Raw genomic sequence first — 26123 nt, 5'->3', positions numbered from 1 at the left:
GACCGTCAGCCCACCGGCGCCAGTTCACGCGCCGGCTGGGTCTGTTCGTAGGCGTGGCCCACTCGCAGCAGCGCATGTTCCCCGAAGGGCCGGCCGAGCAGCTGCATGCCGATCGGCAGGCCCGTCGCGTCGTGGCCGACCGGCACGGTCAGCGACGGTGTTCCGGTGATGTTGGCGGGGGAGGAGAGGCGTACGTACGCGTCGGAAACGCTCTCGACCGTGCCGTCGGGCCAGCTCAGTGACTCCTCGTCGGCCCTCACCGCGGTCACCGGCACGGCCGGAGTGGCGATCACGTCGACCTCCTTCAGCAGCCGCGCCCACTCCCGCCGCATCAGCGTGCGGGAGCGCTGGGCGCGCACGTAGTCCCCGGCGGACAGGAGTTCACCGGCCTCGAGGAGGGTGCGGACGTCGGCCCCGTACAAGTGCGGGACGGTGCGCAGGGTGTTCTCGTGGTACGCGGTGGCTTCCGGCACCATCAGGCCCCACTGCGTCGCCTGGATGTAGCGCGTCAGGGGGATCTCCACGTCGACGAGGCGTGCGCCGAGCGAGGCGAGGCGGCCGATGGCGCGCCGGACCGTGGTCTCCACCTCGGGGTCGACGCGCTCGAAGTAGTAGGTGCGCGGTACTCCGACGCGTACCCCCGACAGGTCCCCGTCCGCGGGCGGTCGGTAGTCCGTGGCGGGTACGGCTACGGAGGCGGGGTCGCGCGGGTCGTGTCCGGCCAGGGCCGACAGGACGAGGGCCGCGTCCTCGACGGTACGCGTGATCGGTCCCACGTGGTCCAGGGACCAGGACAGGGACGTCACGCCGTGGCGGGGGACGAGCCCGTAGGTCGGCTTGAGGCCGACGACTCCGTTGAGCGCGGCAGGCACCCGGATCGATCCGCCGGTGTCGGTGCCCAGCGCGAACGTGGCGGTCCCCGCGGTCACCGCCACGGCCGAGCCGCCGCTGGAGCCGCCCGCGACTCTGCCACGCCGCCACGCGTTGTGCGTCTGCGGCGTGGTCAGGCCGTAGGCGAACTCGTGGGTGTGGGTCTTGCCGACGAGGATCGCGCCGGCCGCCCGCAGGCCCGCGGCGACTGAACTGTCGGCCGCCGCGCGGTGGTCGGCCCTGACGCGGGAACTCGCCGTCGTCGCCGTGCCGGCGACGTCGATCACGTCCTTGAGCCCCATGGGGATGCCGTGCAGCGGTCCGCGGAGGCGGCCGACCGCCGCGGCGTCAGCGGCTTCGCGCGCCGAGCGCCGCGCCTGCTCCGCGCTGACGGTGACGTAGGCGTGCAGCTGCGGCTCCGCCTGCTCGATCCGGTCCAGGACGGAGTCGACGAGCTCGACGGGAGACAGCTGCCCGGCGTGGATCGCGTCAGCGGCGGCGGCGAGGGACAGTGCGTACGGCTGTGTCGCGTCATACGGCTGCATCGTGCGGCTCCTCGGCCGAAGCGCGGTAGGCGGCGGTGGGCGGTGTCTCTCCGAAGTCGAGTTCCCGCAGGACCGCGACGACGGAGTGGATGTGCTCGGCTGTGGCCGCCACGTCGGCATGCCGGTCGGCCGGCAGCCGAAGCCCGGCGCGGGCGGCCCGGCGGGCCGCCTCGGATGGGGTGAACCCGTCATCCGCCATGGACGTTCCTCCTGAGAGTCACGAGGCGCCGGGCGACCACCGAAGCGCCAAAAGCTAATGATTTGCTTTAGTGGAGCGTAGAGCCCTACCGTGACTTAAAGCAAATCGTTAGCTTTAGTTGCCTCAAGGCCCCGGCAGATGCCCTGTCCGGCCCCATGACCACGCGAAGGAAACCGCCCGTGCAGACACCGCCGCCCGCCCCCGCCTGGACCGTCGGCGACGTCACCGTCCACCGCATCGACGAGATCGCCCTGCCGCCCCGGACCGGGCCCTGGCTGCTGCCCGGCGCGACCACCGACGTCGTGGCGGGGCACGACTGGCTCCGTCCCGACTTCGCCGACCGCGAGGGCGTCCTGCGCCTCCACAGCCAGACCTTCGCTCTCGAGGCGGGCGGGCTGCGCGTCCTCGTCGACACCGGCATCGGCAACGGCAAGACGCGGACCAACCCCGCCTGGCACGACCTGCGGACCGACTACCTCGAGCGCCTCACCGCGGCCGGTTTCCCTCCGGACTCCGTCGACCTGGTGGTCCTCACCCACCTGCACACCGACCACGTCGGCTGGAACACCCGCCGGATGGACGGGAATTGGGTCCCCACCTTCCCCCATGCCCGTTACCTCACCTCCCGCACCGAGCGGGAGTTCTGGGCCGGGTACGCGATGGACGAGGCGCGCTCGCAGATGTTCGACGACTCGGTGCTCCCCGTCGAGGAGGCGGGACTGCTCGACCTCGTCGACGTGCCGGAGCAGGGCATCGAGGTGGTGCCCGGCCTGCGCCTCCTGCCCACGCCCGGACACACCCCCGGCCACATCGCGTTGCAGCTCAGCAGCCGGGGCGAGACGGCGCTCATCACCGGCGACTGCATCCACCACCCCGTCCAGGTCGCGCACCCGGCCATCGGCAGCTGCGTCGACATCGACCCCGAACAGGCCGAGGTGACCCGCAGCGCGCTGCTCGGCGCCCTCGCCCGCACGGACGCCCTCGTTCTGGGCACCCACTTCCCTCCGCCCACCGCCGGGCGTGTCGTGCCGCACGGGGAGGCGTACCGGCTCTCACCCGTCCCCGCCGTCCCCCGCGTCGCCCCGTGACCGAAGCGGGCGTCATCGCCAACGGGCAGGAGGAGCAGCCCAGTCGTACGGGTGTCAGCTCGCCAGGTACTCGTGCACCAGGCGGACCGCCGTCGCACCGTCGCCCACCGCCGAGGCGACGCGTTTGATCGAGCCCTTGCGTACGTCCCCCAACGCGAAGACGCCGGGGGTGCTCGTCTCCAGCGGCATGGGGTCCCGGTCGAGGGGCCAGCGCGTCGTGGCCTCCTCGCGCACCTCGCGCCCCGTCAGCAGGTAACCCTGTTCGTCGCGCGCCAGGCTGTCGGGGAGCCACTGGGTGTGCGGCTCACCGCCGATCATGATGAAGAGTGCGGCGGCCTGGACCTTCTCGTCGGTGTCCGCCCCCTGATCCCGGAGCGTCAGGTGTTCCAGGTGCCCCTCGCCGCCACCGTCGATCACCTCGGTGCGGCTGCGGACGACGATGTTCGGCATCGCCTCGATGGCACGCACCAGATAGGCCGACACCGACTTGGCCAGGCTCTCGCCCCGCACGACCAAGGTGACCGTACGCGCGTACTCGGCCAGGTGCACCGCTGCCTGACCGGCCGAATTGCCCGCGCCGACGATGAAGACGTCCTGCCCCCGCATCGCCCGGCTCTCGCCCACGGCCATGCCGTAGTACACGCCGGAGCCGACCAGGGCTTCCAGGCTCGGCACCCCCAGCCGCCGCCACTCCACGCCGGTCGCGATCAGGATCACGCGCGCACTGACCTGGGAGCCGTCCAGCAGGTGCACCACATGGCGGTTGTCGCGGCATTCGAGCGCGACCGCCTGCTGCGCGAAGACGATGTGGGCGCCCATCAGCCACGCCTGTTCGCAGGTCTGCTCCATGAGGTCGCCGCCGGCGATGCCGTTGGGGAACCCCGGATAGTTCCTGATCATCGGGCTCGTCCCGGCCTGTCCGCCCGAGATGGCCTGCTCCAGCAGCACCGTGTCCAGCCCTTCGGACGGCGCGTACACGGCCGCCGCAAGCCCGGCGGGCCCGGCACCCACGATGGCGACGTCGCACACGTCCCTGTCGTTCGTGACATTGACCCCGAGTGCGCGCGCGAGATCGGGCAGTTTCGGATCGGCGTAGACCTGGCTGTCATGGCGGATCACCACGGGCAGGCGCGAGGCGTCGACGCCGTTCTCCTTCAGCAGCCGCCGGCCGGTCTCCTCCTCGGCGGGGTAGCACACGAACGGCAGGTTGAAGCGCCCCATCACATTGCGCAGCTCCGCCATGCCCTGGTCGCCCTTGCGCGCGACGACGCGGAACAGCTCGAAGGCCGGGCCCTGCTCCCTTGTCCACGAGGACAGGAACTGGCTCACCGCGCGGTACAGCATTTCCTGGTCCGGCCACGGCCGGACGATGTGGTAGTCGGCACGGCCGAGTGCCATCGCCTCCACGGCCGGGCTGGTCGAGGAGTAGTCGCGGTCCACGAGCAGGACGCGCTTGGCGCGCGGGAACAGTTCGTGCGCCCCGGGGAGACATTCGGCGGAGGCGTCGTCCACGAGCAGCAGGGCGACGGGCTCCCTGGCCCGGTCCAGCTCCCGCAGCTCCTGGAGCGCGGCTTCCCGCGAGCCCGCGCCCCGCACCGTGAAGGCTCGGCCGAACCGCCGTGTGAGGTCGGTGAGCAGCACACGAAGCGAACCCGGGTCGTGATCGACCACGTAAATCAAGGGCGACGCCACGTCTCCCAGCGTAGGACGGTTCTCCGGGCCGGGCAGGTCGCGCGTCAGGGGCCGGTTCCCCGCGAGCGCGTCCGCGCCTCCTTCCGCCCGCACCCACAGGGGGAGGGGTGCCCGGCATCCATGTGCACGGTGTTCACGACGGCGACGGCGACGGCTGTGCGGCGGGTGGCGGCCTGCGGCACGCCGCGACGCGGGCCCCCTTTGTCCAGCGACAGTTGCTGTCGGCGGTGAACGAACCGCCAGGGCAGCAGGTGAGCCGGGTAGCCCGGGGATGCCGGGTCCCTGCGTGGCCGCGCACGTCAGCATGGTCCGACACGGATCGGCGGACGCCGTACGGGAGTTGCGGACACGGAAGACCCCCGGCCGGGCAGGGTCGGGGGTCGGGTGCGGGGCTCCGCCTCGTCAGGCCAGGGTCGCGGTGAGGCTGATCGTCGTACCCGTCAGGGCCTGGCTCACCGGGCAGTTGGTCTTGGCGTCCTCTGCCGCCGCGCGGAACGCCTCCTCGTCGGCGGCCGGCACGCGGCCCTGCACGGTGAGGTGGATCCCGGTGATGCCGGTGCCGGGCTGGAAGGTGACCTCCGCCTTCGTCGTGAGCGTGGTCGGCGGCGTCCCGGCCTGGGTGAGCATGTTCGCCAGGGCCATCGAGAAGCAGCTCGAGTGGGCCGCGGCGATCAGCTCCTCGGGGCTGGTCCTGCCCTCCGGCTGCTCGGCGCGGGAAGCCCAGGTCACGGGGTAGTGGCCCGCTCCCGAGGAGTCGAGCGTGACCTCCCCGGAGCCCTTGAGCAGATCGCCTTCCCACTCGGTGTGCGCAGTGCGCGTCGTGGCCACGATCGGTCCTTCCTGTGTTCGGACGGCGTCTCCTCGATCGTCTGCTCACCGCGGGTCGGCCGGGCTTCCGACGCGCCGTACCGCCCGCGGCGCCCGTCCGTCTGGCCCCGGGCCGCTCCGACCGGCCCTTCCGCTCCCCGCCCGCGTACCGCTCTTGAGCCCTGGTCCAGGGGGAGGCCACGGGCTCCATGGGGCGGAACCATGAGGGATCCACGGAGGATCCAGGGGGAGATCCATAGGCGGCCGCGCGAGAGAGGCCGGGCGACTTAGCCTGGGGGGTACTGCGGTGTTCGCCCCGGTTCGGTGCCTGTGGGTGGCAGCCGGTGACGAGCGCGGTGAGCCCGGCCCACCCTGTCCGGGGGCGGCCGGGAACGACGCCCGGCGAGAGGAGCCAGCCGTGAGCACCCCGACTCCCGACGACCACACGCCCCCGACCGGTGAGGCGCCCGATTTCGATGCCGCCGGGGGGACCCGGTCCGCGGAGGAGGCCGCGGAGACCCGGGCCGCCCTGGTCGATCTCGCGAACAGTACGGCTCTGCTGCCGCAGGCACCTCCGCCCGAGGGCGAGGAGGTGCCCGAGGGAGCCATCGCCCTGCCGGTGATCGAGCAGGGCGGCGCACGCTTCATCCCCGTCTTCACCACCGAGGAAGCCCTGGTGGCGGCCGGGGGAGATCCTGGTACGGCCGTCCGTCTGCCCATCGCCGAGCTCGCCGCGAACTGGCCCGAGGACGATCTGTGGCTCACCGTGGACCCGGCGGACGAGGCAGGCCTGGCGCTCCCGGCCGAGCTGGTGCGGGCGCTGCCCGTCCTGAGCCGGGCCGATGGCCGGACCGGTCCCATGGACCCGGGCGGGTAGCGTCACCCGGGGGCACCCGGGGAAGCGGCAGACCGGCCGGGTGATCCGCTGGTGGGCGGCCTGATCCGGTCCGGATCACGGGCGGCCTGACCGGCCGGATCACGGGCGGCCTGACGGGGCCGGGCCGCCCCGCATCTCCTCGACGCCGCGCCCGCAGTCCTCCTGCCCCGTGCCCTCGCTCCCCCTGGGCCGGTTCAGCGGAATCCTCCGCCGGACCGGCCCTTCTCTCTGCTCGCACCCCTACCGCAGACTGCCTCCACGCGCCTCCGGACGTCCCCGCCCCGACCGGTCACCGCACCGGATGGAACCCGAATCCGCCGAAGGGCGAAGAACGGGCGAAAGCCCAAGTCTTCGAGAGACGTACGGACGAAAGGAGCCCCGATGACCGTCGAACCAGGCGTCCGGGTGGGGCAGCGGTTGAGCGACGCCTCGGTGATCGAGCGGTCCCGGGATGAGCCCGAGGCATTCGCCGTTCTCTTCGACCGCCATGCCGATTCGGTGCACCGCTACACGGCACGCCGTCTCGGTACGGATGTCGCCGACGACCTGATGGCGGAGACCTTCGCCATCGCGTTCCAGCGGCGGCACACGTACAACTCCGAGCGGGCCGACGCCCGCCCCTGGCTGTTCGGCATCGCGACCAACCTCGTCGGGCGGCACCGCCGGGCCGAGGCCCGGCGCTTCAAGGCGCTCGCGAAGCTCCCGGCGGACGACGCGCCGGGGCAGCACGACGGCGTCGCCGACCAGGTGGCCGCTCGGGTCAGTGCCCACGGAGTGCGCCGGGAACTCGCCGGCGCACTGTCCCGGCTCTCCGCCCGCAACCGCGATGTGTTGCTGCTGGTGGCCTGGGGCGACCTCAGCTACGAGGAAGCCGCGTCGGCACTGGATGTACCGGTGGGAACGGTCCGTTCACGGATGCACCGGGCTCGCAGCACGCTGCGCGAGGCGTTGGGCGGTACTGATCCGACAGCATTCCGAGAGGAATCCAGCCATGAATGACCTCAAAGTCCTGCGGGAGTGGGACGCCGAGGCGCAGCCGCTCACGGACGACGCCCGGCTGCGCGCCCGTGCCCGCCTGTTCCGGGAGATGTCCGGTCCGCGCGATCCCGCTCCTGCCGTCCCGCTGTTCCGCCGCCCGGTGCTGCGGATGGCGGTGGCGGTCGCGGCCGCCGCGGCCGTCGCGACGACCGCGGTCATCGCGCTCGACGACAGCGGCAACCGGTCCGGAACGGAGACACGCATGCGGCCGGTCAGCGCCGCGACCGTGCTCAACGCCGCCGCGGAACGCGAGCGCCGGCAGTCGACCGAAGTCGCCCCGCGCGACGACCAGTTCATCTACACCAAGGAGATCGTCAAGGAGACCGAACAGAAGACCCACGAGACCAAGTCCTACGTCGACGAGAACTGGACGTCCGTGGACGGCTCCAAGCGTTCCTGGGTGATGGAGATCGGCAAGGGCTGGTGGTCGGATCCGCCGAAGGCCAACGAGACGTCCTGGCCTCCGTCGGACTGGAGCACGCTGAAGAAGCTGCCCACCGACCCGGACAAGCTCATCCTCGCCGTCCGGACCCCGGACGGTCCGCCGGAGACCCAGCCTCGGTCCGTCGACGAGATCCCCAAGGACGAGTGGCCGCACATCCACTTCTCGCTGGCCGGCCTGCTCTACCGGACACCCGTGATGCCGGACGGTCTGCGCGCGGCCGCGTTCGAGGCGCTGGCGAAGATCCCCGGCGTCACCGCGACCCCCGGCGTTGAGGACGCCAAGGGCCGCAGCGGAATCGCGATCTCGTACAACGATCCGAGCCAGGAGTGGACCTGGGACACGGTCTTCATCTTCGACAAGGACACGTACGAGTACCTCGGGTTCAAGTCGACGCGGACGGCCGACTCGGGCAAGGAGAGTTACGACCAGTTCTCGTACCTCGACAGCTACGCCGTCGTCGACCGCGCGAAGCAGCGGCCGTAGAAGCCCTCCCCCACGTGGACCCCCGGCCGGAAGCGGCCGGGGGTCCTCGGCCGTCGTGGCGAACTCCCTTGCGTGCGACGGACGTCGGGCGGGAGAAGTCCTCACCACTCCGCCGACAGCAGGGCCTCGCCCAGGCCTCCCACCTCCGGTGCCGAGACCAGGGGCTGTTCGGTCCAGATCGTCTTGCCGTCGCGTACGTAGCGCGTGCCCCAGCGTTCGGTGAGCTGGGCGACCAGGAACAGCCCGCGCCCGCCCTCGTCCGTCGTCCGCGCGCGGCGCAGGTGCGGGGACGTGCTGCTGGTGTCGGAGACCTCGCAGATGAGGTGGCTGTCGCGGATGAGGCGCAGGACGACGGGACCTCCGCCGTAGCGGTAGGCATTGGTGACCAGTTCGCTGACGATCAGTTCGGTGGTGAAGCCGATCTCGCCCAGCCCCCACTCGGTGAGCTGTGTCGCGGTGAGCGCGCGGGCGCGAGCCGCCGCGGTCGGTTCCGCCGGGAGCTGCCAGGTGGCGACCTGGTGGGACGGCAGTCCGCGGGTGCGCGCGACGAGCAGCGCCGCGTCGTCGTGGGAGCGGTCGGGCGGCAGCGCGTTCTCGACCGCGGCGCAGATGGCCTCGACGGGGCGTGAGGGGTCGCTCAGCGCGGTGCGCAGTCGGGCCAGCCCCTCGTCGAGGTCGCGGTGCTGGGCGCGGATCAGGCCGTCGGTGTAGAGGGCGAGCACGCTGCCCTCGGGCAGCTCCAGTTCGGCGCTCTCGAACGGCAGACTGCCCAGGCCCAGCGGCGGGCCCACGGGTGAGTCCGGCAGCCACACCGACCCGTCGGCGCTCGCCACGGCGGGCGGCGGGTGGCCGGCGCGCGCGAAGGAGCAGCGCCGGGAGACCGGGTCGTACACCGCGTACAGGCAGGTCGCGCCGACGACTTGGGGGACGGGTTCGCGGTTCGGTTCCTGCTCGGCGGCGAGGCGGTCGACGAGATCGTCGAGGTGGGACAGCACTTCGTCCGGGGGGAGGTCGAGGTAGGCGAGGGTGTGGACGGCCGTGCGCAGCCGGCCCATGGTGGCGGCGGCGTGGATGCCGTGGCCGACCACGTCACCCACGACGAGGGCGATACGGAGGCCCGAGAGCGGAATGACGTCGAACCAGTCGCCGCCCACGCCCGCCGTGGCGTCGGCCGGCAGGTAGCGGTGCGCGACCTCGACGGCCGGGTGCTCGGGGACCCCGCCCGGCAGCAGGCTGCGCTGCAGGGCGAGCGCCGCCTCGTGCTGCTGGGTGTAGCGGCGCGCGTTGTCGATGCAGACGGCGGCGCGGGCGGCCAGCTCCTCGGCCAGGGTGAGGTCGTCCTCCTCGAACGGCTCGGGTCGCCGCCACCGCCACAGGCTCACCACGCCCAGGACGAGCCCGCGCGCCATCAGCGGAACGGCGATCAGGGAGTGGACGCCCAGGTCGCGGACGCGCTCGACCTTGTCCGGGTCGAGGGAGGACCAGCCGGGCGAGACCCGCAGGACCGCTTCGAGCACGGGGTGCTGCTCGGCCATGCACAGCGCCTGCGGGGCGTCCGACGGGAAGCGCATCACATGGCCCACGGGGTACATCAGGTCCGACGCCTCCGCGGAGACGCTGAGGACCGCGGCCCGGGACAGGGCGCCGGAGGAATCCTTGGAGGTCTCCCCGCCCCGGGGTACCGGTTCGAGCAGGTCGACCGAGACGCAGTCCGCCAGGTCGGGGACCGCCACGGCGGCCAGTTCGCGCGCGGTCTCCGCGACGTCCAGGGTGGTCCCGATGCGGGCGCCGGCCTCGTTCACCAGGGCCAGGCGCTTACGGGCACGGTAGCGTTCGGTGACGTCCTCGACGGTCTCGGTGACCCCCAGGACGCGCCCGGCCGGGTCCTCCATCCGGAAGGCGGAGATGGACACCACCCGCTCCTGGCCGGGGTCGTTCTGCAGCCGCCCGCGCTGCTCGATGAAGATCGTCGGCTCGCCCGTGGCGAGCACCCGCCGCAGCTGGGTCTCCACACGGTCGGTCTCCGGCTCCATCAGGAAGTCGCCGAGGCTCAGCCCCGGGAACGCCTCGGGCGGGATCTCGCCGAACCTGGCGATCGCCCGGTTCACCCGCAGGAACTTCAGCTCCGGGTCGTGCACCACCAGGCCGATGGGACAGCGGCGGAACATCCCGTCCAGGACGGACCGGTCCGTCTCCCACTGCATGACCTGCTCGGCGGGGGCGCCGACGACGAACCACTCGGGCCCGTCAGGCCGCGCCACCACCCGGACCCGGCAGCCGAGGTCCACGCGCTCGCCGTCACGGCGCCGGACGGGCACGATCCCGAAGTAGCAGCCCTCCGACTCCACGCAGGCGGCCAACTCGCCCATGACCCGCTCCTCGTCCTGCGGATGGACGAGGAAGTCGCGCGCCGGACGGCCCATCACCTCGTCGGACCGGTAGCCGAGCAACTCCTGCGCCTGCCGGCTCCAGCCCACGATCGTGCCGTGGCCGTCCAGCACCGCCGTGGCGGAGCGGTGCACGGCGAACGGGTCGTCCGGACCCTCGCCGGGCGTCGTCACCGGGATGTCCACCATCACCTACCACCCTCGTACGAACCGGGGACGTGCGCTCATCGGCCCAGCGGCGCCCGGGGCGACGGCCGGGCGAGGAGCACCGCGACGTCGTCCTGGACCACGGGGGGCAGCATGCGGTTCAGCAGTCCGTCGCAGATCTCCTCCAGGGGCCGGTCGAGCTTTTCCAGGGCGTGGGTGAGTTCGTGCATGCCCCGGCCGAGGTCCCGGTCGCGTGCCTCGACGAGCCCGTCGGTGTACATCACCAGCAGACTCTCCGGGGGCAGCAGCACGCGTTCGGCCTGGAAGTCCCCGCCGCCCGCGCCCAGGGGCGGGCCCGGCGGTGCTTCGACGAACCGGACGCGGCCCTCGGTGTCGGCCACCACCGGGGGCGGATGGCCAGCCCTGCTGATCAGGACCTCGCCGGCGGCCGGGTCGTGGACGGCGTAGACGCAGGTCGCCATCTCGTTCTCGCCGAAGTCGGCGACGGCGGCGTCGAGGGAGACCAGCATCTCGGCCGGGGGGATGTCGTGGCGGGCCAGCGTGCGCAGCGCCGTACGGAGCTGGCCCATGACCGCCGCCGCGTGGATGCCGTGCCCCATCACGTCGCCGATGACCAGTCCGGTCCTGCCGTCGGGCAGCGCGATGACGTCGAACCAGTCGCCGCCGACCTCATGGGCGCTGGCCGGCAGATAGCGGGCGGTGAGGTCGAGACCGGTCACGGTCGGTAGTGAGGTGTTCATGAGGCTGCGCTGGAGGGTCAGGGCAGCGCGCCGCTCGCTCGTGTACATGCGGGCGTTGTCGATGTTCAGCGCGGCCCGCGACACCACCTCGTCCATGAGCAGGCATTCCTGGTCGTCGAACGGCTCGCGGTCGCGGGTGCGGGTGACGATCACCGCGCCGAGGACGGTGCCGCGGGCGACCAGCGGGACGAGCCGGGACGCGCCGATCCGACGGCGCAGGTAGTCGCGCAGCCGCTCGGCACCGGGGTCGGTGATCAGCGCCGGGATGTCCGACAGGTAGAGGTTGATGGCGCGCCCGTTGGCGATCACCTGCTCGTACACCGATTCGCGGGGCACCTGGTACGTCATGCCGACCGCCAAGTCCTGCTGGGGCGCGGCCGGATCGGTGTAGATGACGGCGACGCGGCGCACCCACCCCTGGGTGGACGGCTGCGGTGCCCCGTCGGGGCCGAGCACCTCCTCCAGCAGGTGCACATCGGCCGAGTCGGCGAGCTGCGGCACCAGGACCTGGGCCACCTCCTCGGCCGTGCGCCGCAGGTTCAGGGTGGTGCCGATCTGCGTCCCGGCGGCGGCGAGCAGGGCGAGGCGTTCACGGGCCTGCTCGACCTCGGTGTGCGCGAGCTGCGCCTCGGTGATGTCGATCAGGGAGGCGATCACGCCCAGCCGGCTGCCGGAGCCGTCCAGCAGAGGCGCGTACGAGCAGGACCAGATGCGCTCGCGGTCGGGGTCGGCCGGGGTGCGGCCGGGGCGGCGGAGGTCCACCACGGCCTCACCGGTGTCCAGGACCTGCCGCATGACGGCCTCCAGGCCGGCCGCGTTGATGTCCGGCGCCACCTCGCCCACCCGCTTGCCGATGTGCTCGGGCGCGGGGACGCCGGTCATCCGGGCCAGGGCTTCGTTGACGCGGCGGAAGCGCAGGTCGGGGCCGAGCATGGCCAGCCCGATGGGTGACTGGGCGAACAGTCCCTCCATGGCGGCCAGCGAGTCCCGCATGCCCACGACCGCGGACGTCTCGGCCGAGACGACCAGGATGCCCGTACGGCCCTGCTCGTCGGCTGACGGGCAGATCCAGGTCTCCATCTCCACCATGTGGCCGTCGCGATGGCGGACCGGGAGGGACCCGACGACGGCCTCGCCGGACCGGACGCGGCTCAGCAGGCGGTCGGCCAGTTCCCAGTGCGTCTCGGGGACGAGAACGGGCTTCAGATGCCGGCCGATGAGCTCCTCGGGGCTGTAGCCGAGCAGCTCCCGGGCGGCGAGCGACCACTGCACGACATGCCCGTCGGCGTCGGCCCGCCACAGCGCGATCGGAAGGAGGTCGCTGAACACGCCCGCATAGCCCACCGCCGGCGTGGGCGGATCGGGCACATCACTCGGTGATTCGTGCGTGTCCTCCACGATGACACCAGGCTAGCGCGGAGGCCCGATCCAGGGCAGGGCGTACGGTGCGGTCCGTCCGCGCCGCCCCGGTCCCGACGGGGACAGGGGCGGCGCGGCCTGGGCGCGGGGTATGAGCAGCTCGGTGTTCCGGTCCCCGGGTGCCCCCGCCCAGCCCGGGTGCACCCCGTCCACCGGACCCGCGGCGAGGCCGGGGCCGTTGTACGGCAACTCCCGGTACAGGGACGCGAGGCCGCCGGCCGACGGGTCGGCGGTCTCCGTACCGTACGGCGCCGCGGACTCGATCAGTGTGGTGAAGAGGGAGAGCGTGCCGTCGTGGTTGTCGTCGGCTCGATCAGCCGCGCGTGGTGCGGACAGTCCACGTGGGAGGCGGTGTTGGCCTTCGGTGAGCCGTGAGGAACGGTGGCCGTCCGCGCCGGATGTCCCCGGCACGGACGGCCACCGTCCGCTCCGCTAGCGCGCCGGCTCCGCGTAGAAGTCGCGCGGCCGCCCCGACTTGTCCTTCAGCCGCCCCAGCAGCCCGGAGGGGTACTCGATCAGCCAGTAGCTCGCCACCGCCGCGGGGACGGCCACCGCCAGGACGATCAGCGTCGCCAGCGGATAGCCGCTCGGGCCCGAGGGCAGCAGGCCCGAGGTGTAGAGCTTGAGCATGATCGGCTCGTGCCAGATGAAGAGGCTGTAGCTGACCAGCCCGGCACCGGTCAGCCAGCGGGCCGTCAGCGCCTTGTGCCACCGGCCCCGCCGCCGGACGTGGATGGTGCTGTAGAGCAGCACCACCCACAGCAGCGAGGCGAGCGGGTGGAAGAAGGTGAACAGGGCGTTCTCCGGGACCGAGATCAGCGACAGCAGGAACAGCGCGACCAGCACGACGCTCCGGAGCACGATCGCCGGGCCCGTGTTCATCCGGCCCCGTTCGCCCAGCGCGACCATCGCCACCGCCAGGCCCATACCGGCCGCGAAGCCGCCGAAGCGGGCCTGCGGGCCGAAGTACACCGGCCATTCGGTGTGCGGGATCCCGAACCCGTAGTGGGCGACGGCGATCCAGATCACCGGCACCACGAACAGCAGCAGACACCCTCCGGCGCACACGGCGACCCGTGCGCGCCGCGACCCGAACGAGCGGCAGGCCCGTACGGCGAGCGGCCCCAGCGCGACCAGCGCGAGGTAGAACATGATCTCCAGGGACAGGGACCAGGTGGGGCCCAGGGTGTAGAAGATCTGTTCCTGGCTGAAGACATGAGTGAACGTCAGATGCTGGAGCAGATCGGACCAGTTGCCCGGCAGCGTCGGGTTGCGGGATGCCCAGACGAGCAGGACGGCGAGGAAGTAGAGCGGCACGATCCGTATCGCGCGCCGGAAGAGGAACACCCGGGCCGGGCGGACCGAACCGCCGTCGATCGCCGCCCGCGCGTACGAGAGCGTCAGCAGGTACGCGGACATCACGAAGAAGAGGTCGATGACCTCCAGCGAGATCACCGCGCCGACGTACGGGTTGTCGACCGGCGGATGGATGCCGTCGGCGTCGTAGCGGAAGTACTGCTGCCAGACGTGGAAGATCACCGTGCTGAGCGCCGCGAGACCGCGGAAGCCCTCGATCTCCCGCGCCCGGCCGCCGGGAGGAGTGCCCTCCGGGGGCCGGGACGGCGAGGCCGCCTCGGTGCGTGCGCGGGCCTCCTTGCGGGGGGAAGCGGCCGCCGCCCGAGGGGTGTCGGTGGGTGCGGACGTCGTGCTCACGGCTGGGCCACCGCCTTCGCGGCCCGCGGGGTGACGCGCCACTGGCGGTCGCCCAGCGCCTCCTTCAGACAGGCCTGCCGGGCCAGCATGTTCTTGAAGTGGCTGTAGAAGACGGTGGACACCAGGACGTAGCGCCAGAACCAGCCGCGGCGCCTGCGGAGTTCGGGCACGGCGAGCCGCCACGCGAACGCCGCCTGGATCAGTCCGGCCGAGACCGTGAACAGCGTGGCCAGCAGGCAGACCGGTACGGTCCAGTCGAGTTCGCCGACGCCGCCCGCTCGCCAGGCCGAGTACAGCAGCACCGGCAGGATCTGCAGCGTCAGCCACGGCTGCACCTCCCGCCAGCCCAGCAGGACGAACAGACCCGCTTTCTGACGGCGCGTGAACACCGGGGAGCGCAGCGCCTGCCACAGATGCCGGAGGGAGACCTGAAGCCAGCCCTGCGCCCAGCGCGACCGCTGGTTCCACAGCGAGGTCAGGGTGGTGGGGGAGAGCTCGCGCGAGATGAGCGTGCGGTCCATGGCGAACCGCGCGCCCTCCTTCAGGGCCCGCATCGTGGAGTCGATGTCCTCGGTCAGCATCGAGCCGTGCATACGGGTGCGGGCGAGGAGGTCGGTGCGCCAGAAGCCGTTGGAGCCGCCGAACACCCCGAAGCCGTAGAGCCGGGTGCGGCCCGGGTGGCTCACGGCGTAGATCGTCTCGAACTCCACCGCCACCAGCTTGGAGACCCAGGTGCTGTCCCCGTTGCGGACGACGCAGTGGCCCTGGACGACGTCGTAGCCGTTGGACAGCCAGTGCCAGGCGTTCTTGAAGGCGTCGCGGGCCGGGTGGTGGTCGGCGTCGAAGATGCCGACGAACTCGCCGCGGACGCGGGTCACTGCGGCGTTGATGTTCTGCGCCTTCGACGTGCTGCCCTGGACCGGCAGCAGCACCAGGCGCGGATCGCGGCCCGCGATGGCCCGCAGGGTGTCCTCGACGGGCAGCGGATGCGGGGTGTTGTACGCCAGCACGATCTCCAGCTCGCCCGGATAGTCCAGGCACAGGAACGACTCGACCGTGTCGACGATGGTGGCGGCCTCGTTCGGCAGGTAGGCGGCGATGACGGCGCTGGCCGTCGGGTACGGCGCACCCGGTTTCGCCGGGCGGGAGACCGAGTCCAGCGAGAACAGGCACTCCATCACGATGAGCAGCGCGGAGATCAGCAGCCCGGACACCACCACCCAGTACATGACGGACCCCAGGTCGAAGCCCAGCGTGTACACCTGCTGGTAGAGCACGAACGGCACACCCACGCCGACGGCCAGCACCACGACCGGGGACAGCCACGTCAGGAACGAACGGACCGCCGCACCCAGGCGGTTGGGGCGGGCGGTGCCGCGCATCCACGGGGCGTACCGCACCGGGCGCAGATCGCGGTGGGTCGACGCCTCGGCCGCCGCGCCGCGCGCCTGCTCCACGACCCGCGTCCTGCGGTCGCACCCGGCCAGGGGCGTCCAGCCGATCGCCGGGGTCAGCAGCACGTTCTCGTCCGCGACGATGAAGCGGGTGCCCGCGACCGTGTGAGCGAACTTCTGCAGCCGGCGGCGCGCGGATTCCTCGTCCACGCCCGGCATGAGGACGAGCAGCCGGCCCTCGTCGTCCCAGCCCAGCCGGTCGCACGGGCCGCCGAGCTTCTCGGCGACCGCCGCGAGGCGTTCGGCCACCTCGCGGCGGACGCGCGGGCCGAGCCGGGACTCCAGCACGCTCATCTCCGCGACGCTCACGATCGCCAGCACACCGCCGCTGCGGGCCGGGCGCGGGCGCTGGAGTTCGCGGTCCAGCTCGTCGAGGAAGTGCGGTTCGGAGTACAGCCCGGTGCGCGGGTCGAGCAGAAGATTCTCGACCGGGACCGGAACGCGGCGCAGCTTGGCCTCGATACGCGCCGTGAGTTCGACGGGGTCGGAGGTCTCGGGTATGCAGTCGTCGGCGCCGTGCCGCAGCATGTCCGCGACATCGGCCGCGCCGGGGCTGTCCGTCACCATCAGCAGAGGCAGCGCACCGCCCGCGGGGGCACCGCGGACCTCGCGGATCACATCCAGCCCGTACGCGCCGAGCGGCCCGCTCCGGTCGTCGTCCAGGGCGACGATCGCGTCCGGGGGAGCCTGCTGGAGTGCCTCGGTCACGCGGCCGGGCGGAGCGTGGCTCACCTCGTGCCCGGTGGAGATCAGGGTCCTGGTCAGTTGCTCGAGTCTCGGTCCGGGCATGCCGACCGCCAGCACGCGCCCACCGGTGGGGGGTTGTTCGTCCTCGCGGCCGGGGGCTGCCGCGGGCAAACGCAGTGAGAGTGTCGGGTGCGAGGTGAGCACCGTGAATTTCCTTCCTCTGCACGGAAGTTGTTCAAGAATCCGGTACGGCCGACAAGAGCGCGGGAATGGGTGGGGGGTTGCGCCGCCGGGTGGAACGGGGGCCGAACAGCTCGTGGATACAACGGAAACAACCCGTGCACTCCGCGGCCCCGGACGAACTGCCGGGAGCGGTCGAGCACAGGAAGAAGTCCCCGGATGGTCGAGGGTGCGGGGGATACCCGGAGTTCCCTGTGCATCCGGCTTTCCGATACTCAGGCTTTCTGAGTACTCATGAAGCCGAGTACTCGGAAAGCATGGATGCTCACCGGTCCGGGAAGGCCCGTAGCCATGGGTGTTTCCGGACCGCCGGGCCCCGGGGCGATGCCTCCCCCGGACGGGAAGCGGCGCGGACCTGCGGATCCGCGCGGCCCGTACCGGGCTTGCGCAGGGGCAACTGCGCGGCGGCAGGGGCCGGTTCGTTCGGGCGGCGCCGACAAGACCTGTCCGGGTGCGGCAGTCCGTGCGGCTGCCGTCCGGGTGCGCGGGGGCGCGGCGGGGCCGCACCCCGGAGCACATGAGTGCGCTCCGGCGAGTTCTCCATATCGCGGTCCCATCCTTGTCGGATTGTGGCGGAGGACCAGTGGGGGGTGGGGGTGAAGTCCGGGTCGTGCCGCGCCGAATGCCGGCAGCGGCGACACCAGAGTTCACGGTCAGCGTGTCATGGACCGTACGCGGGAGTAACACCTTGATTAAAGCCGCCACCAGGGGTCCCGCGACTGAACACACCGTCCCCGCAATGTGAAGGCATTGCGTGGATGAGGTTTAGGGAAATCGACTCGACTTCCGCATTTCTGCGGGGGAGAGGGAACGCCCCGCTCCGTATCCGCATCATCCTAGGATGGCCGGATGGACGACCCCGAGGCGACCGGTCCCGTGACGCACGACCCGAGCGACCTGAACGACCCGAGTGACGGCAGTGACGCGAGTGGCGCGCCGGCCGGTTCCGTACCGGACACGGGCGTTCCGGACGCCGGTGGCGTGGACAGCGACGGTGCGGACAGCGGCGTTCCGGACAGCGGCGTTCCGGACGCCGGTGAAGCGGCCGGAGGGCCGCCTCTGCAGACCCTGCGGCGCGTCTTCGGCTACGACGCCTTCCGGGGCGAACAGCAGGAGATCATCGAGCATGTGGTCGCGGGCGGCGACGCGCTCGTGCTCATGCCCACCGGCGGCGGCAAGTCGCTCTGCTACCAGATCCCCGCGCTCGTACGGCGCGGCGTCGGCGTCGTCGTCTCGCCGCTCATCGCGCTCATGCAGGACCAGGTCGACGCCCTGCGCGCCCTCGGCGTACGCGCCGGGTTCCTCAACTCCACGCAGGACCCCGACGAACGGCGGCTGGTCGAGGCCGAGTTCCTCGCGGGCGAGCTGGACCTGCTCTACCTCGCGCCCGAGCGGCTGCGGGTCGAGGCGACCACGCGCCTCCTCCAGCGCGGCGAGATCGCCCTGTTCGCCATCGACGAGGCCCACTGCGTGTCCCAGTGGGGTCACGACTTCCGCCCCGACTACCTGGCCCTGTCCGAACTGCACGAGCGCTGGCCGGACGTCCCCCGCATCGCCCTCACCGCGACGGCGACGCCCGCCACCCACGCCGAGATCGCGTCACGGCTGAAGCTGCAGGACGCCCGCCACTTCGTGGCGAGTTTCGACCGGCCCAACATCCAGTACCGGATCGCGCCGAAGGCCGAGCCCAAGAAGCAGTTGTTGCACCTCCTGCGCACCGAGCACCCCGGCGACGCGGGCATCGTCTACTGCCTGTCCCGCGCCTCCGTCGAGAAGACCGCCGAGTTCCTGGCGCGCAGCGGGATCGAGGCCCTGCCGTACCACGCCGGGCTCGACGCACGGACCCGTGCCGAGCACCAGGCGCGGTTCCTGCGTGAGGACGGCGTGGTCATCGTCGCCACCATCGCCTTCGGCATGGGCATCGACAAGCCCGACGTACGGTTCGTGGCGCACCTGGACCTGCCCAAGTCCGTCGAGGGCTACTACCAGGAGACGGGGCGTGCGGGGCGCGACGGTCTGCCGTCCACCGCCTGGCTGGCGTACGGACTGCAGGACGTCGTCCAGCAGCGCAAGCTGATCGCCGACTCCGAGGGCGACGAGGCGCACCGGCGGCGGCTGGCCACCCACCTCGACGCGATGCTCGCCCTCTGCGAGACCGTCGAGTGCCGCCGGGTCCAACTCCTCGCCTACTTCGGGCAGAAGAGCACCGCGTGCGGCAACTGCGACACCTGTCTGACCCCGCCCGAGTCCTGGGACGGCACGGTCGCCGCGCAGAAGCTGCTGTCGACCGTCGTCCGGCTGAAGCGCGAACGCGGGCAGAAGTTCGGGGCGGGTCAGATCGTCGACATCCTGCTCGGGAAGAAGACGGCGAAGGTCATCCAGTTCGACCACGACGCGCTCAGCGTCTTCGGGGTCGGCACCGATCTGCGCGAGGCCGAATGGCGCGGCGTGGCGCGGCAGTTGCTCGCCCAGGGGCTGCTGGCGGTCGAGGGCGAGTACGGCACGCTGGTGCTCACCGACGCGAGCGGCGAGGTGCTGCGCGGGGAGCGCGAGGTGCCGCTGCGGCGCGACCCCGAGAGGGCGGCGCGGGCGGCGAAGCCGTCGAAGGGCGAGGGCGCGCGCCGCGCGGCCCCTGCGGACCTGCCCGAGGAGGCCGTGCCGGTCTTCGAGGAGCTGCGGGCCTGGCGCGCGGCCACCGCGAAGGAACAGGGCGTCCCCGCGTATGTGATCTTCCACGACGCGACGCTGCGCGAGATCGCCACGGTGGCACCGTCGAGCCTGGCGGAGCTGGGCACGGTCGGCGGTGTGGGCGAGAACAAACTGGCGAAGTACGGCGAGCAGATCCTGGAGCTGCTCGCCGGGGCGTGAGGCGGCCGGCCGCTTCCCGGGCGAGGAGACGGCCGACGACGACCGGCGCTCACCGGATGGCCGCGAAGTGGGACGCCCGCCTCGCGGGGGTCAAGCGCATCGCCGAGTGGGGCCGGTCGTAGCCCGGGTGGGGCGATCCCGGGGAGGTGCCCTCACCGGGCCGCCTCGCCGGGCACGCCCGCCTCGCCGAGCACACCCACCTCGCCGAGCACGCCAGCCACACCCGCCTCACCGGCCGCGTTCGCCTCATCCGCCTCATCCGCGCACGGCCCCAGCGCCCCGAGCGGCTTCTCGTACCAGGCCACGTCCCAGTAGCGGCCGAACTTCCGCCCGACCTCCCGGAACGTCCCGGCGTGCGTGAAGCCGAAGCGGGTGTGCAGTCGGGCCGACGCCTCGTTGGGCAGGGCGATCCCCGCGTACGCCCGGTGCAGATCCTCACCGTCCAGCGCCTCGAACAGCGCCTTGTAGAGCAGTGTGCCGATGCCGCGCCCGCCCGCGTCGGGGGCGCAGTAGACGCTGACCTCGACCGAGGTGGCGTAGGCGGGCTTCGGGCGGAAGCTGCTGCTCGTCGCGTACCCGAGAATCCGGCCACCGGGCCCTTCCTGAGCAACCAGCAGGCGGTGCAAGCCGTCTTTCCTGTGGGAGAGCAGCCACGGGCGGCGCTCCTCGGCCGTGAAGGGCTCGGTGTCGAAGGTGATCGCCGTCTCGCGGACGTAGTGGTTGTAGAGATCCGTAAGGGCCTCGATGTCGCCCTCCGCGCCGGGCCTGACCTGCACTTCCGGCGATACCGACACCATGTCGCCTCCCTGTGTGGCCGGACAGGGTACTGCATGATCAGAAAATTCGTCGGGCGGCTTGGGAATTGTGTCCGGATTCCAGTCGTTGTTTCCATCGGAACGGGCACCCGATGCCAGGGTGTACCGCCCCCAGGAACCCGCGTCAGACCGACACCGTGAAAGGGAGCACGCATGGCAACCCGCGCCGTCGCCCGTCGTCAGTCCGACGGCACGACCACCGAGACCGACCGGGTGAACAGTGGTCGCGCCGTTGGCGGAGAAATCGCCGACCGTGACCTGGTCGGCATGTATCTCGACGAGATAGCGCGCACCCCTCTGCTCGACGCCGCCAAGGAGGTCGAGCTGTCCCAGGCCATCGAGGCGGGGGTCTACGCCCGGCAGATCCTCGACGGTGAGGGCGGCGAGACCGACGCGGCCGGGGCGAGCCGTGAGGAGCTCGAGGCCCTGGCGGCCGAGGGCGAGCGCGCGAAGGACGTCTTCATCCGCTCCAACCTCCGTCTCGTCGTCGCGGTGGCGCGCCGCTATCCGCGCAGCGGGCTGCCCCTGCTCGACCTGATCCAGGAGGGCAACGCCGGCCTGGTGCGCGCGGTGGAGAAGTTCGACTACACCAAGGGCTTCAAGTTCTCCACGTACGCGACCTGGTGGATCCGGCAGGCCATCACCCGTTCCATAGCCGACCAGTCCCGCACGATCCGGCTCCCCGTCCACCTCGTCGAGGAACTCGGCCGGATCCGGCGGGTGCAGCGGGAGTTCAACCGGGAGAACGGCCGGGACCCGGAGCACGGCGAGATCGCCGAGGAGCTGGGCTCCACGACCGAGCGCGTCGGCGACGTCCTCGACTGGGCGCGTGACCCGGTCAGCCTGAACATGTCGGTGGACGACGAGGGCGAGACCCAGTTCGGCGACCTCCTGGAGGACACGTCCGCGGCCACGCCCGAGCAGTCCGTCCTGGTGATGCTGCGGCGCGAGGGGCTGGACGATCTGATCGGCAAGCTCGACGAGCGCACGGCGTCGATCATCAAGATGCGGTACGGCATCGACGACGGCAGGGAGCGCACCCTGACCGAGGTCGGCAAGCAGCACGGCCTGACGCGTGAGCGGATCCGGCAGATCGAGAAGCATGCGCTGCTCGAGCTGAAGAAGCTGGCTCGCGACACGGGTTTTGATGCCGCGGCGTAGTGCCCGCGGGGGCGTTGCGCCCTCCGACTGAGCTCCACCTGATCAGAGCCCCGGCGCCTCCCCCCTGGCGCCGGGGCTCTTCTGTGTCCGGGGGGCCGTGTTCTGGGGGTCTCTTCCTGTCCTGGGGGCGGTGGCGGTCGGGTGGGGTCGCCGGACCCTGAGAAGGGGCCCTCTCCGAGAGCGCGCTGCGGGCGTCGGCAGCCCTGCCCGTTCCTGCCCGATTGCCTGCCCGAGTCTGTTTACTTTCCGGAATCCGGCCCCTAGCCTGGCCGCGAAACCACAGGATCGGGCATGGAACGGAACCGAACCCACATGTACGCAGCGGAGCGCCAGCAGGAGATCCTGCGCCTCGCCCGGGAGAGCGGCCGGGTCGACGTACTGTCCCTCTCCGAGGAGTTCCAGGTCACCGCCGAGACCGTACGGCGGGATCTGAAGGCCCTCGACCGGGCGGGTCTGGTCCGCCGCGTCCATGGTGGTGCCATCCCCGCCGGCCGCCTCGACTTCGAGCCCGACCTCGCCGAACGCGACACCGTGGCCGCCGACGAGAAGGACCGCATCGCGCGCGCCGCACTCGCCGAACTGCCCGCCGACGGCAGCGTGATCGTCGACGCGGGCACCACGGCGGCCCGCTTCGCCGGCGCCTTCCCCCTCGAATCCGGCCTCACCGTCGTCACCCACGCGCTGCCCGTCGCCGCCCGCCTCGCCGACCACCCCGGCATCGCGCTCCACCTGGTCGGCGGTCGCGTACGCCACCGCACCCGCGCCGCCGTCGACGCCTGGGCCCTGCGCGCCTACGGAGAGATCCGTGCGGACGTCGCCTTCATCGCCACCAACGGCTTCTCCGTCGACGGCGGTCTCACCACACCGGATCTGGCCGAGGCCGCGGTCAAGCGCGCGGCCGTCGCCGCCGCCCGCAGGGTCGTGCTGCTCGCCGACTCCGCCAAGTTCGGCCGCGAGCAGTTCGCCCGCTTCGGCGACCTCGCCGACGTCGACCTGCTGATCACCGACACCGGCCTCGGCGAGGAGGACGCCCGCGCCGTCGAGCGCCGCGGCCCGGAAGTGGTCCGCGCATGATCCTCACCGTCACCCCCAACCCGAGCCTGGACCGGACGTACGAGCTGCCCGCGCTCGATCGCGGCGCGGTGCTGCGGGCGGGTGCCGACCGTGTCGATCCGGGCGGCAAGGGCGTCAACGTCTCGCGCGCGGTAGCCGCGGCCGGACACCGCACGGTCGCCGTCCTCCCCCTCGGCGGGCCCGAGGGCGCGCACCTGTCCCGGCTGCTCGGCGCGTACGGCATCGAGGCCGCCGGAGTGCCCGTGGCCGGATCGACGCGGGTCAACATCACCCTCGTCGAGGCCGACGCGACGCTCACCAAGGTCAACGCGGCCGGGCCCGTGCTCGGCGCGAGCGAGGCCGAAGCGCTGCTGGAGACGGTGGGGAAGCGGTCGGCGGACGCGGACTGGATCGCCTGCTGCGGCAGTCTGCCGCGCGGCCTTCCGCCCGAGTGGTACGCGGAGTTGGTGGCCCGCGCGCACCGCGCGGGGGCACGGATCGCCGTCGACGCGTCGGGTCCCGCGCTCGCGGCCGCCCTGTGCGAGGCGCCGGACGTCGTCAAGCCGAACGCCGAGGAACTCGCCGAAGCCGTCGGACGGCCGATCGCGACCGTCGGCGACGCGGTCAAGGCGGCGGAGGAACTGCGCGACCGCGGGGCGCGGGCGGTGCTGGCCAGCCTCGGACCGGACGGCCAGCTCCTGGTGGACGCCTCGGGCACGTACCTCGGCACGGCGCCCGTCGCGGTCGTCCGCAGCAATGTCGGCGCGGGGGACTCCTCGCTCGCCGGATTCCTGGCGGCGGGCGGCACCGGCGAGGTGGCGCTGGCCTCCGCGGTTGCGCACGGTGCGGCAGCGGTCCAGCTCCCCGGAAGTGTCATGCCGACGCCGGCCGATCTGGCGCCGGACGCGGTCCTCACCACCTCGGACGTGCCGCTCGACCGCGTACTGGCCGCGCCGGTCGCCCTCCCGGCCGCGCCGCCGCCGTCGGCGTACGAGGAGCCTCCGTCGTACGGGGAGCCGACGCGGTACGGGCAGCCTCAGTCGTACGAGAAGTCTCTGTCGTACGGGAAGCCTCTGTCGTACGGGAAGCCGAGGCCGTCGGACGAGCCGCGGTTCGGGCGGTACGAGACGCCTGGGGAGCCGCCGTCATGAGACGTTTCCCGCGGCTGCACGCGGCTGCACGCGGCCGGTCCGGTCAACTCCTCTGTTGCCCCGACGTGTTCGTCGGACCGGCAGCCCCTGCATCACCCCGGCGCGGGGGCTCTCCCCGGCGGCCCCGGCCCCATGGCCCCTGCCCCCGGCCGTTCGCCCCGCCCGGGGCACCCGTCCCCAACCCCTCCGCCCACGGGCGGCGTCGCGAGCAAGGAGCCACGCGATGACTGAGCTGATCACCGCGGAGCTGGTCGACCTCGACCTGTCCGCCGAGACGAAGGAAGCGGCCGTACGGTCGCTCGCCGAGCGTATGGTCCGCGCGGGCCGTGTCACCGACCTCGACGGCTTCCTCGCCGACGTGGCCGCGCGCGAGGCCCAGATGCCCACCGGGCTGGAGGGCGGCATCGGCATTCCGCACTGCCGCAGCGAGCATGTCGCGGAACCGACCCTCGCCTTCGGACGCAGCGGCCGGGGCCTCGACTTCGGCGCGCCGGACGGCCCGGCGGACCTGGTCTTCCTGATAGCCGCCCCGGCGGGCGCGGACGCCGACCACCTGTCGATCCTGTCCGCCCTCGCCCGGCGGCTGATGGACGCCGACTTCACCGGCGCGCTCAGGTCGGAGAGCGACGCGGCGCGGGCCGCCGCCCTCGTCCGCGGAGACGAAGTACCTCCGCCGGAGGATCCCGCCGACGCGACGGACAACACCCCCGCCGACGCGGCGCCGTTCAGGATCGTCGCCGTGACGTCCTGCCCGACCGGGATCGCGCACACCTACATGGCCGCCGAGTCCCTGCGGAAGGCCGCAGAGGCGGAACGTGCCGAACTCGTCGTCGAGACCCAGGGATCGGCCGGGTTCAGCAGGCTCGACCCCGCCGTCATCGCCGCCGCCGACGCCGTGATCCTCGCGCACGACGTGGAGGTACGGGACAAGGCCCGCTTCGGCGGCAAGCCGACCGTCGACGTGGGTGTCAAGGCCGCCATCAACCGGCCCGGCGCACTCATCGCCGAGGCCCGGGACAAGGCCGCGCGCGGTGAGGCCACCGCCCCCACCGCCTCCGCCGGCACGGGCGCTCCGATGGACCGTGACGGCGGGCCGGGCGACGGCTACGCCACCCGGCTGCGCAAGTGGCTGATGACGGGCGTCAGTTACATGGTGCCGTTCGTCGCCGCGGGCGGCCTTCTGATCGCCCTGGCCTTCGCCATCGGCGGCTACGAGATCAACGAGGCGCCCTCCGTCGCCAAGCACTTCGTCTGGACCGAGGCCGTCAGCTGGGCCGCTCTCCTCTTCCAGATCGGCGGAGTGGCCTTCGGCTTCCTGGTGCCCGTCCTCGCCGGCTACATCGCGTACGGCATGGCGGACCGGCCCGGACTCGTGCCCGGCTTCGTCGGCGGTTCCATCGCCCTCACCGTCAACGCCGGGTTCCTCGGCGGCCTCATCGCCGGTCTGCTCGCGGGCGCGGTGGTGATGGCGATCCAACGGGTGCGCGTCCCGGCGCCGTTGCGGGGCATCATGCCGGTCGTCGTGATGCCGCTCATCTCGTCGGCTCTCGTCGGGTTCCTGATGTTCCTGGTCGTGGGCAAGCCCGTCGCGTCCTTGCAGTCCGGGCTGACCGACTGGCTGAGCGGCCTCTCCGGGGCGAACGCGATCATCCTCGGTGTCGTCCTCGGCCTGATGATGTGCTTCGACCTCGGCGGTCCGCTCAACAAGGTCGCGTACGCCTTCGCCGTGGGCGGCCTCGCCAACCCCAACGAGGGCAGCCTCAAGGTGATGGCCGCGGTGATGGCGGCCGGTATGGTCCCGCCGCTGGCGATGGCCCTGGCGACGACCGTCCGCAGCAGGCTGTTCACCAAGGCCGAGCGGGAGAACGGCAAGGCGGCCTGGGTGCTGGGCGCGTCCTTCATCACCGAGGGCGCGATCCCGTTCGCCGCGGCTGACCCGCTGCGCGTCATCCCGTCCGCGATGGCGGGCGGCGCGGTCACCGGTGCGCTGTCGATGGCCTTCGGCTGCACGCTCCGCGCGCCGCACGGCGGCGTCTTCGTGCTGCCGCTGATCGGCGGGCCGCTGCTCTACGTGGTGGCGATCGCGGCCGGTACCGCTGTCACCACGGGCCTGGTCGTCCTCCTCAAGGGCGCCCGGCGGACCGCCTCCGCGGACGGCGGGTCGACGGCGGCCGGGGACGCGGCGGACACCGGCCCCAAGGTCCCGGTCACGGCCTGAGCCGC

Annotated in this window: 16 protein-coding genes and 3 pseudogenes; 9 read left to right on the top strand and 10 right to left on the bottom strand. The window is 72.2% G+C overall.

The window, feature by feature from the left end; genetic code table 11:
- Positions 1-5: 5 nt before the first annotated feature.
- Both ABZ822_RS01315 and ABZ822_RS01310 read right to left on the bottom strand, forming a co-directional pair.
- A complete protein-coding gene (locus ABZ822_RS01315; protein WP_360845511.1) occupies positions 6-1415 on the bottom strand; it encodes an amidase in 1410 nt (469 codons plus the stop codon).
- Entirely contained in the window at positions 1402-1614 is a 213-nt protein-coding gene (locus ABZ822_RS01310; RefSeq protein ID WP_360845509.1) for a hypothetical protein, read from the bottom strand. The genes ABZ822_RS01315 and ABZ822_RS01310 overlap by 14 nt, the downstream gene beginning before the upstream one ends.
- Positions 1615-1769: 155 nt before the next feature.
- On the opposite strand from ABZ822_RS01310, the gene ABZ822_RS01305 reads away from it, so the two are divergent.
- Positions 1770-2702, top strand: a complete 933-nt coding sequence (locus ABZ822_RS01305; RefSeq protein WP_360845507.1) for an MBL fold metallo-hydrolase — start codon at positions 1770-1772, stop codon at positions 2700-2702.
- Between the two features lie 54 nt (positions 2703-2756).
- Here ABZ822_RS01305 and ABZ822_RS01300 read toward each other — a convergent pair whose 3' ends face one another.
- The gene (locus ABZ822_RS01300) at positions 2757-4394 is read right to left on the bottom strand and encodes an FAD-dependent oxidoreductase (RefSeq protein ID WP_360845505.1); all 1638 of its coding nucleotides are present in this window, start codon (positions 4392-4394) and stop codon (positions 2757-2759) included.
- A 402-nt stretch (positions 4395-4796) separates the two neighbouring features.
- Positions 4797-5222, bottom strand: a complete 426-nt coding sequence (locus tag ABZ822_RS01295) for an OsmC family protein (protein WP_360845503.1) — start codon at positions 5220-5222, stop codon at positions 4797-4799.
- 397 nt (positions 5223-5619) lie between these two features.
- Here ABZ822_RS01295 and ABZ822_RS01290 point away from each other — a divergent pair, with 397 nt between their 5' ends.
- The 3 genes from ABZ822_RS01290 to ABZ822_RS01280 all read left to right on the top strand — a co-directional run bounded on the left by ABZ822_RS01290 (position 5620) and on the right by ABZ822_RS01280 (position 8044).
- Complete coding sequence (locus ABZ822_RS01290) at positions 5620-6078, top strand: SseB family protein (protein WP_360845501.1); 459 nt, start codon at positions 5620-5622, stop codon at positions 6076-6078.
- A gap of 381 nt (positions 6079-6459) precedes the next feature.
- Positions 6460-7077, top strand: coding sequence for an RNA polymerase sigma factor (locus ABZ822_RS01285; RefSeq protein WP_360845499.1), 618 nt, complete (start codon positions 6460-6462; stop codon positions 7075-7077).
- A complete protein-coding gene (locus ABZ822_RS01280) occupies positions 7070-8044 on the top strand; it encodes a CU044_5270 family protein (protein ID WP_360845497.1) in 975 nt (324 codons plus the stop codon). Before ABZ822_RS01285 ends, ABZ822_RS01280 begins: the two co-directional genes overlap by 8 nt.
- Before the next feature lie 101 nt (positions 8045-8145).
- Here the strand turns inward: ABZ822_RS01280 and ABZ822_RS01275 are convergent, their stop codons facing one another.
- The 5 genes and pseudogenes from ABZ822_RS01275 to ABZ822_RS01255 all read right to left on the bottom strand — a co-directional run bounded on the left by ABZ822_RS01275 (position 8146) and on the right by ABZ822_RS01255 (position 16714).
- Positions 8146-10620 carry a SpoIIE family protein phosphatase gene (locus ABZ822_RS01275; RefSeq protein WP_360845495.1) on the bottom strand — a complete coding sequence of 825 codons (2475 nt, stop codon included), beginning with the start codon at positions 10618-10620 and terminating at the stop codon, positions 8146-8148.
- Positions 10621-10655: 35 nt separating this feature from the next.
- A complete protein-coding gene (locus ABZ822_RS01270; protein WP_360845493.1) occupies positions 10656-12737 on the bottom strand; it encodes a SpoIIE family protein phosphatase in 2082 nt (693 codons plus the stop codon).
- Between the two features lie 105 nt (positions 12738-12842).
- Positions 12843-13120 (bottom strand): annotated as a pseudogene (locus ABZ822_RS01265) (TIGR03767 family metallophosphoesterase); the annotation flags it as partial.
- A 70-nt stretch (positions 13121-13190) separates the two neighbouring features.
- Positions 13191-14471, bottom strand: a complete 1281-nt coding sequence (locus ABZ822_RS01260) for an acyltransferase (RefSeq protein ID WP_360845491.1) — start codon at positions 14469-14471, stop codon at positions 13191-13193.
- A complete protein-coding gene (locus ABZ822_RS01255) occupies positions 14468-16714 on the bottom strand; it encodes a glycosyltransferase (protein WP_360845489.1) in 2247 nt (748 codons plus the stop codon). The genes ABZ822_RS01260 and ABZ822_RS01255 overlap by 4 nt, the downstream gene beginning before the upstream one ends.
- 987 nt (positions 16715-17701) lie before the next feature.
- Between ABZ822_RS01255 and recQ the strand changes: the two genes are divergently transcribed.
- On the top strand, positions 17702-19720 hold the full coding sequence (gene recQ, locus ABZ822_RS01250; protein WP_360845487.1) for a DNA helicase RecQ: 2019 nt from the start codon (positions 17702-17704) through the stop codon (positions 19718-19720).
- Positions 19721-20001: 281 nt separating this feature from the next.
- On the opposite strand, the pseudogene ABZ822_RS01245 reads toward recQ, so the two are convergent.
- Positions 20002-20517: pseudogene (locus tag ABZ822_RS01245) on the bottom strand (N-acetyltransferase family protein); the annotation flags it as partial.
- 171 nt (positions 20518-20688) lie between these two features.
- Between ABZ822_RS01245 and ABZ822_RS01240 the strand changes: the two are divergent.
- The 4 genes and pseudogenes from ABZ822_RS01240 (at position 20689) to ABZ822_RS01225 (ending at position 26118) form a co-directional block, all read left to right on the top strand.
- Positions 20689-21696 (top strand): sigma-70 family RNA polymerase sigma factor, encoded by a 1008-nt coding sequence (locus ABZ822_RS01240; RefSeq protein WP_360845485.1) that lies wholly within the window; start codon positions 20689-20691, stop codon positions 21694-21696.
- A gap of 312 nt (positions 21697-22008) precedes the next feature.
- Positions 22009-22770 (top strand): DeoR/GlpR family DNA-binding transcription regulator, encoded by a 762-nt coding sequence (locus ABZ822_RS01235; protein ID WP_360846910.1) that lies wholly within the window; start codon positions 22009-22011, stop codon positions 22768-22770.
- Positions 22767-23696, top strand: a pseudogene (pfkB, locus tag ABZ822_RS01230) (1-phosphofructokinase); the annotation flags it as partial. The gene ABZ822_RS01235 and the pseudogene pfkB, both read left to right, overlap by 4 nt.
- Before the next feature lie 427 nt (positions 23697-24123).
- A complete protein-coding gene (locus tag ABZ822_RS01225) occupies positions 24124-26118 on the top strand; it encodes a fructose-specific PTS transporter subunit EIIC (RefSeq protein ID WP_360845483.1) in 1995 nt (664 codons plus the stop codon).
- The last annotated feature ends 5 nt before the right edge of the window (positions 26119-26123 follow it).

Source organism: Streptomyces sp. NPDC047108, from assembly GCF_040643575.1.
In the GTDB taxonomy this organism is placed as follows: domain Bacteria; phylum Actinomycetota; class Actinomycetes; order Streptomycetales; family Streptomycetaceae; genus Streptomyces.
The sequence above is the reverse complement of the archived record's forward strand: the minus strand, read 5'-3'. Positions and strand labels throughout refer to the sequence as shown.

Excerpts from the sequence above, each read along its gene's own strand:
- ABZ822_RS01310 (WP_360845509.1), bottom strand. The coding sequence starts at position 1,614 with ATGGCGGATGACGGGTTCACCCCATCCGAGGCGGCCCGCCGGGCCGCC.
- ABZ822_RS01255 (WP_360845489.1), bottom strand. The coding sequence starts at position 16,714 with ATGCCCGGACCGAGACTCGAGCAACTGACCAGGACCCTGATCTCCACC.
- ABZ822_RS01225 (WP_360845483.1), top strand. The coding sequence starts at position 24,124 with ATGACTGAGCTGATCACCGCGGAGCTGGTCGACCTCGACCTGTCCGCC.
- ABZ822_RS01240 (WP_360845485.1), top strand. The coding sequence starts at position 20,689 with ATGGCAACCCGCGCCGTCGCCCGTCGTCAGTCCGACGGCACGACCACC.
- ABZ822_RS01280 (WP_360845497.1), top strand. The coding sequence starts at position 7,070 with ATGAATGACCTCAAAGTCCTGCGGGAGTGGGACGCCGAGGCGCAGCCG.
- ABZ822_RS01235 (WP_360846910.1), top strand. The coding sequence starts at position 22,009 with ATGTACGCAGCGGAGCGCCAGCAGGAGATCCTGCGCCTCGCCCGGGAG.
- recQ (WP_360845487.1), top strand. The coding sequence starts at position 17,702 with ATGGACGACCCCGAGGCGACCGGTCCCGTGACGCACGACCCGAGCGAC.
- ABZ822_RS01275 (WP_360845495.1), bottom strand. The coding sequence starts at position 10,620 with ATGGTGGACATCCCGGTGACGACGCCCGGCGAGGGTCCGGACGACCCG.
- ABZ822_RS01305 (WP_360845507.1), top strand. The coding sequence starts at position 1,770 with ATGACCACGCGAAGGAAACCGCCCGTGCAGACACCGCCGCCCGCCCCC.
- ABZ822_RS01315 (WP_360845511.1), bottom strand. The coding sequence starts at position 1,415 with ATGCAGCCGTATGACGCGACACAGCCGTACGCACTGTCCCTCGCCGCC.
- ABZ822_RS01285 (WP_360845499.1), top strand. The coding sequence starts at position 6,460 with ATGACCGTCGAACCAGGCGTCCGGGTGGGGCAGCGGTTGAGCGACGCC.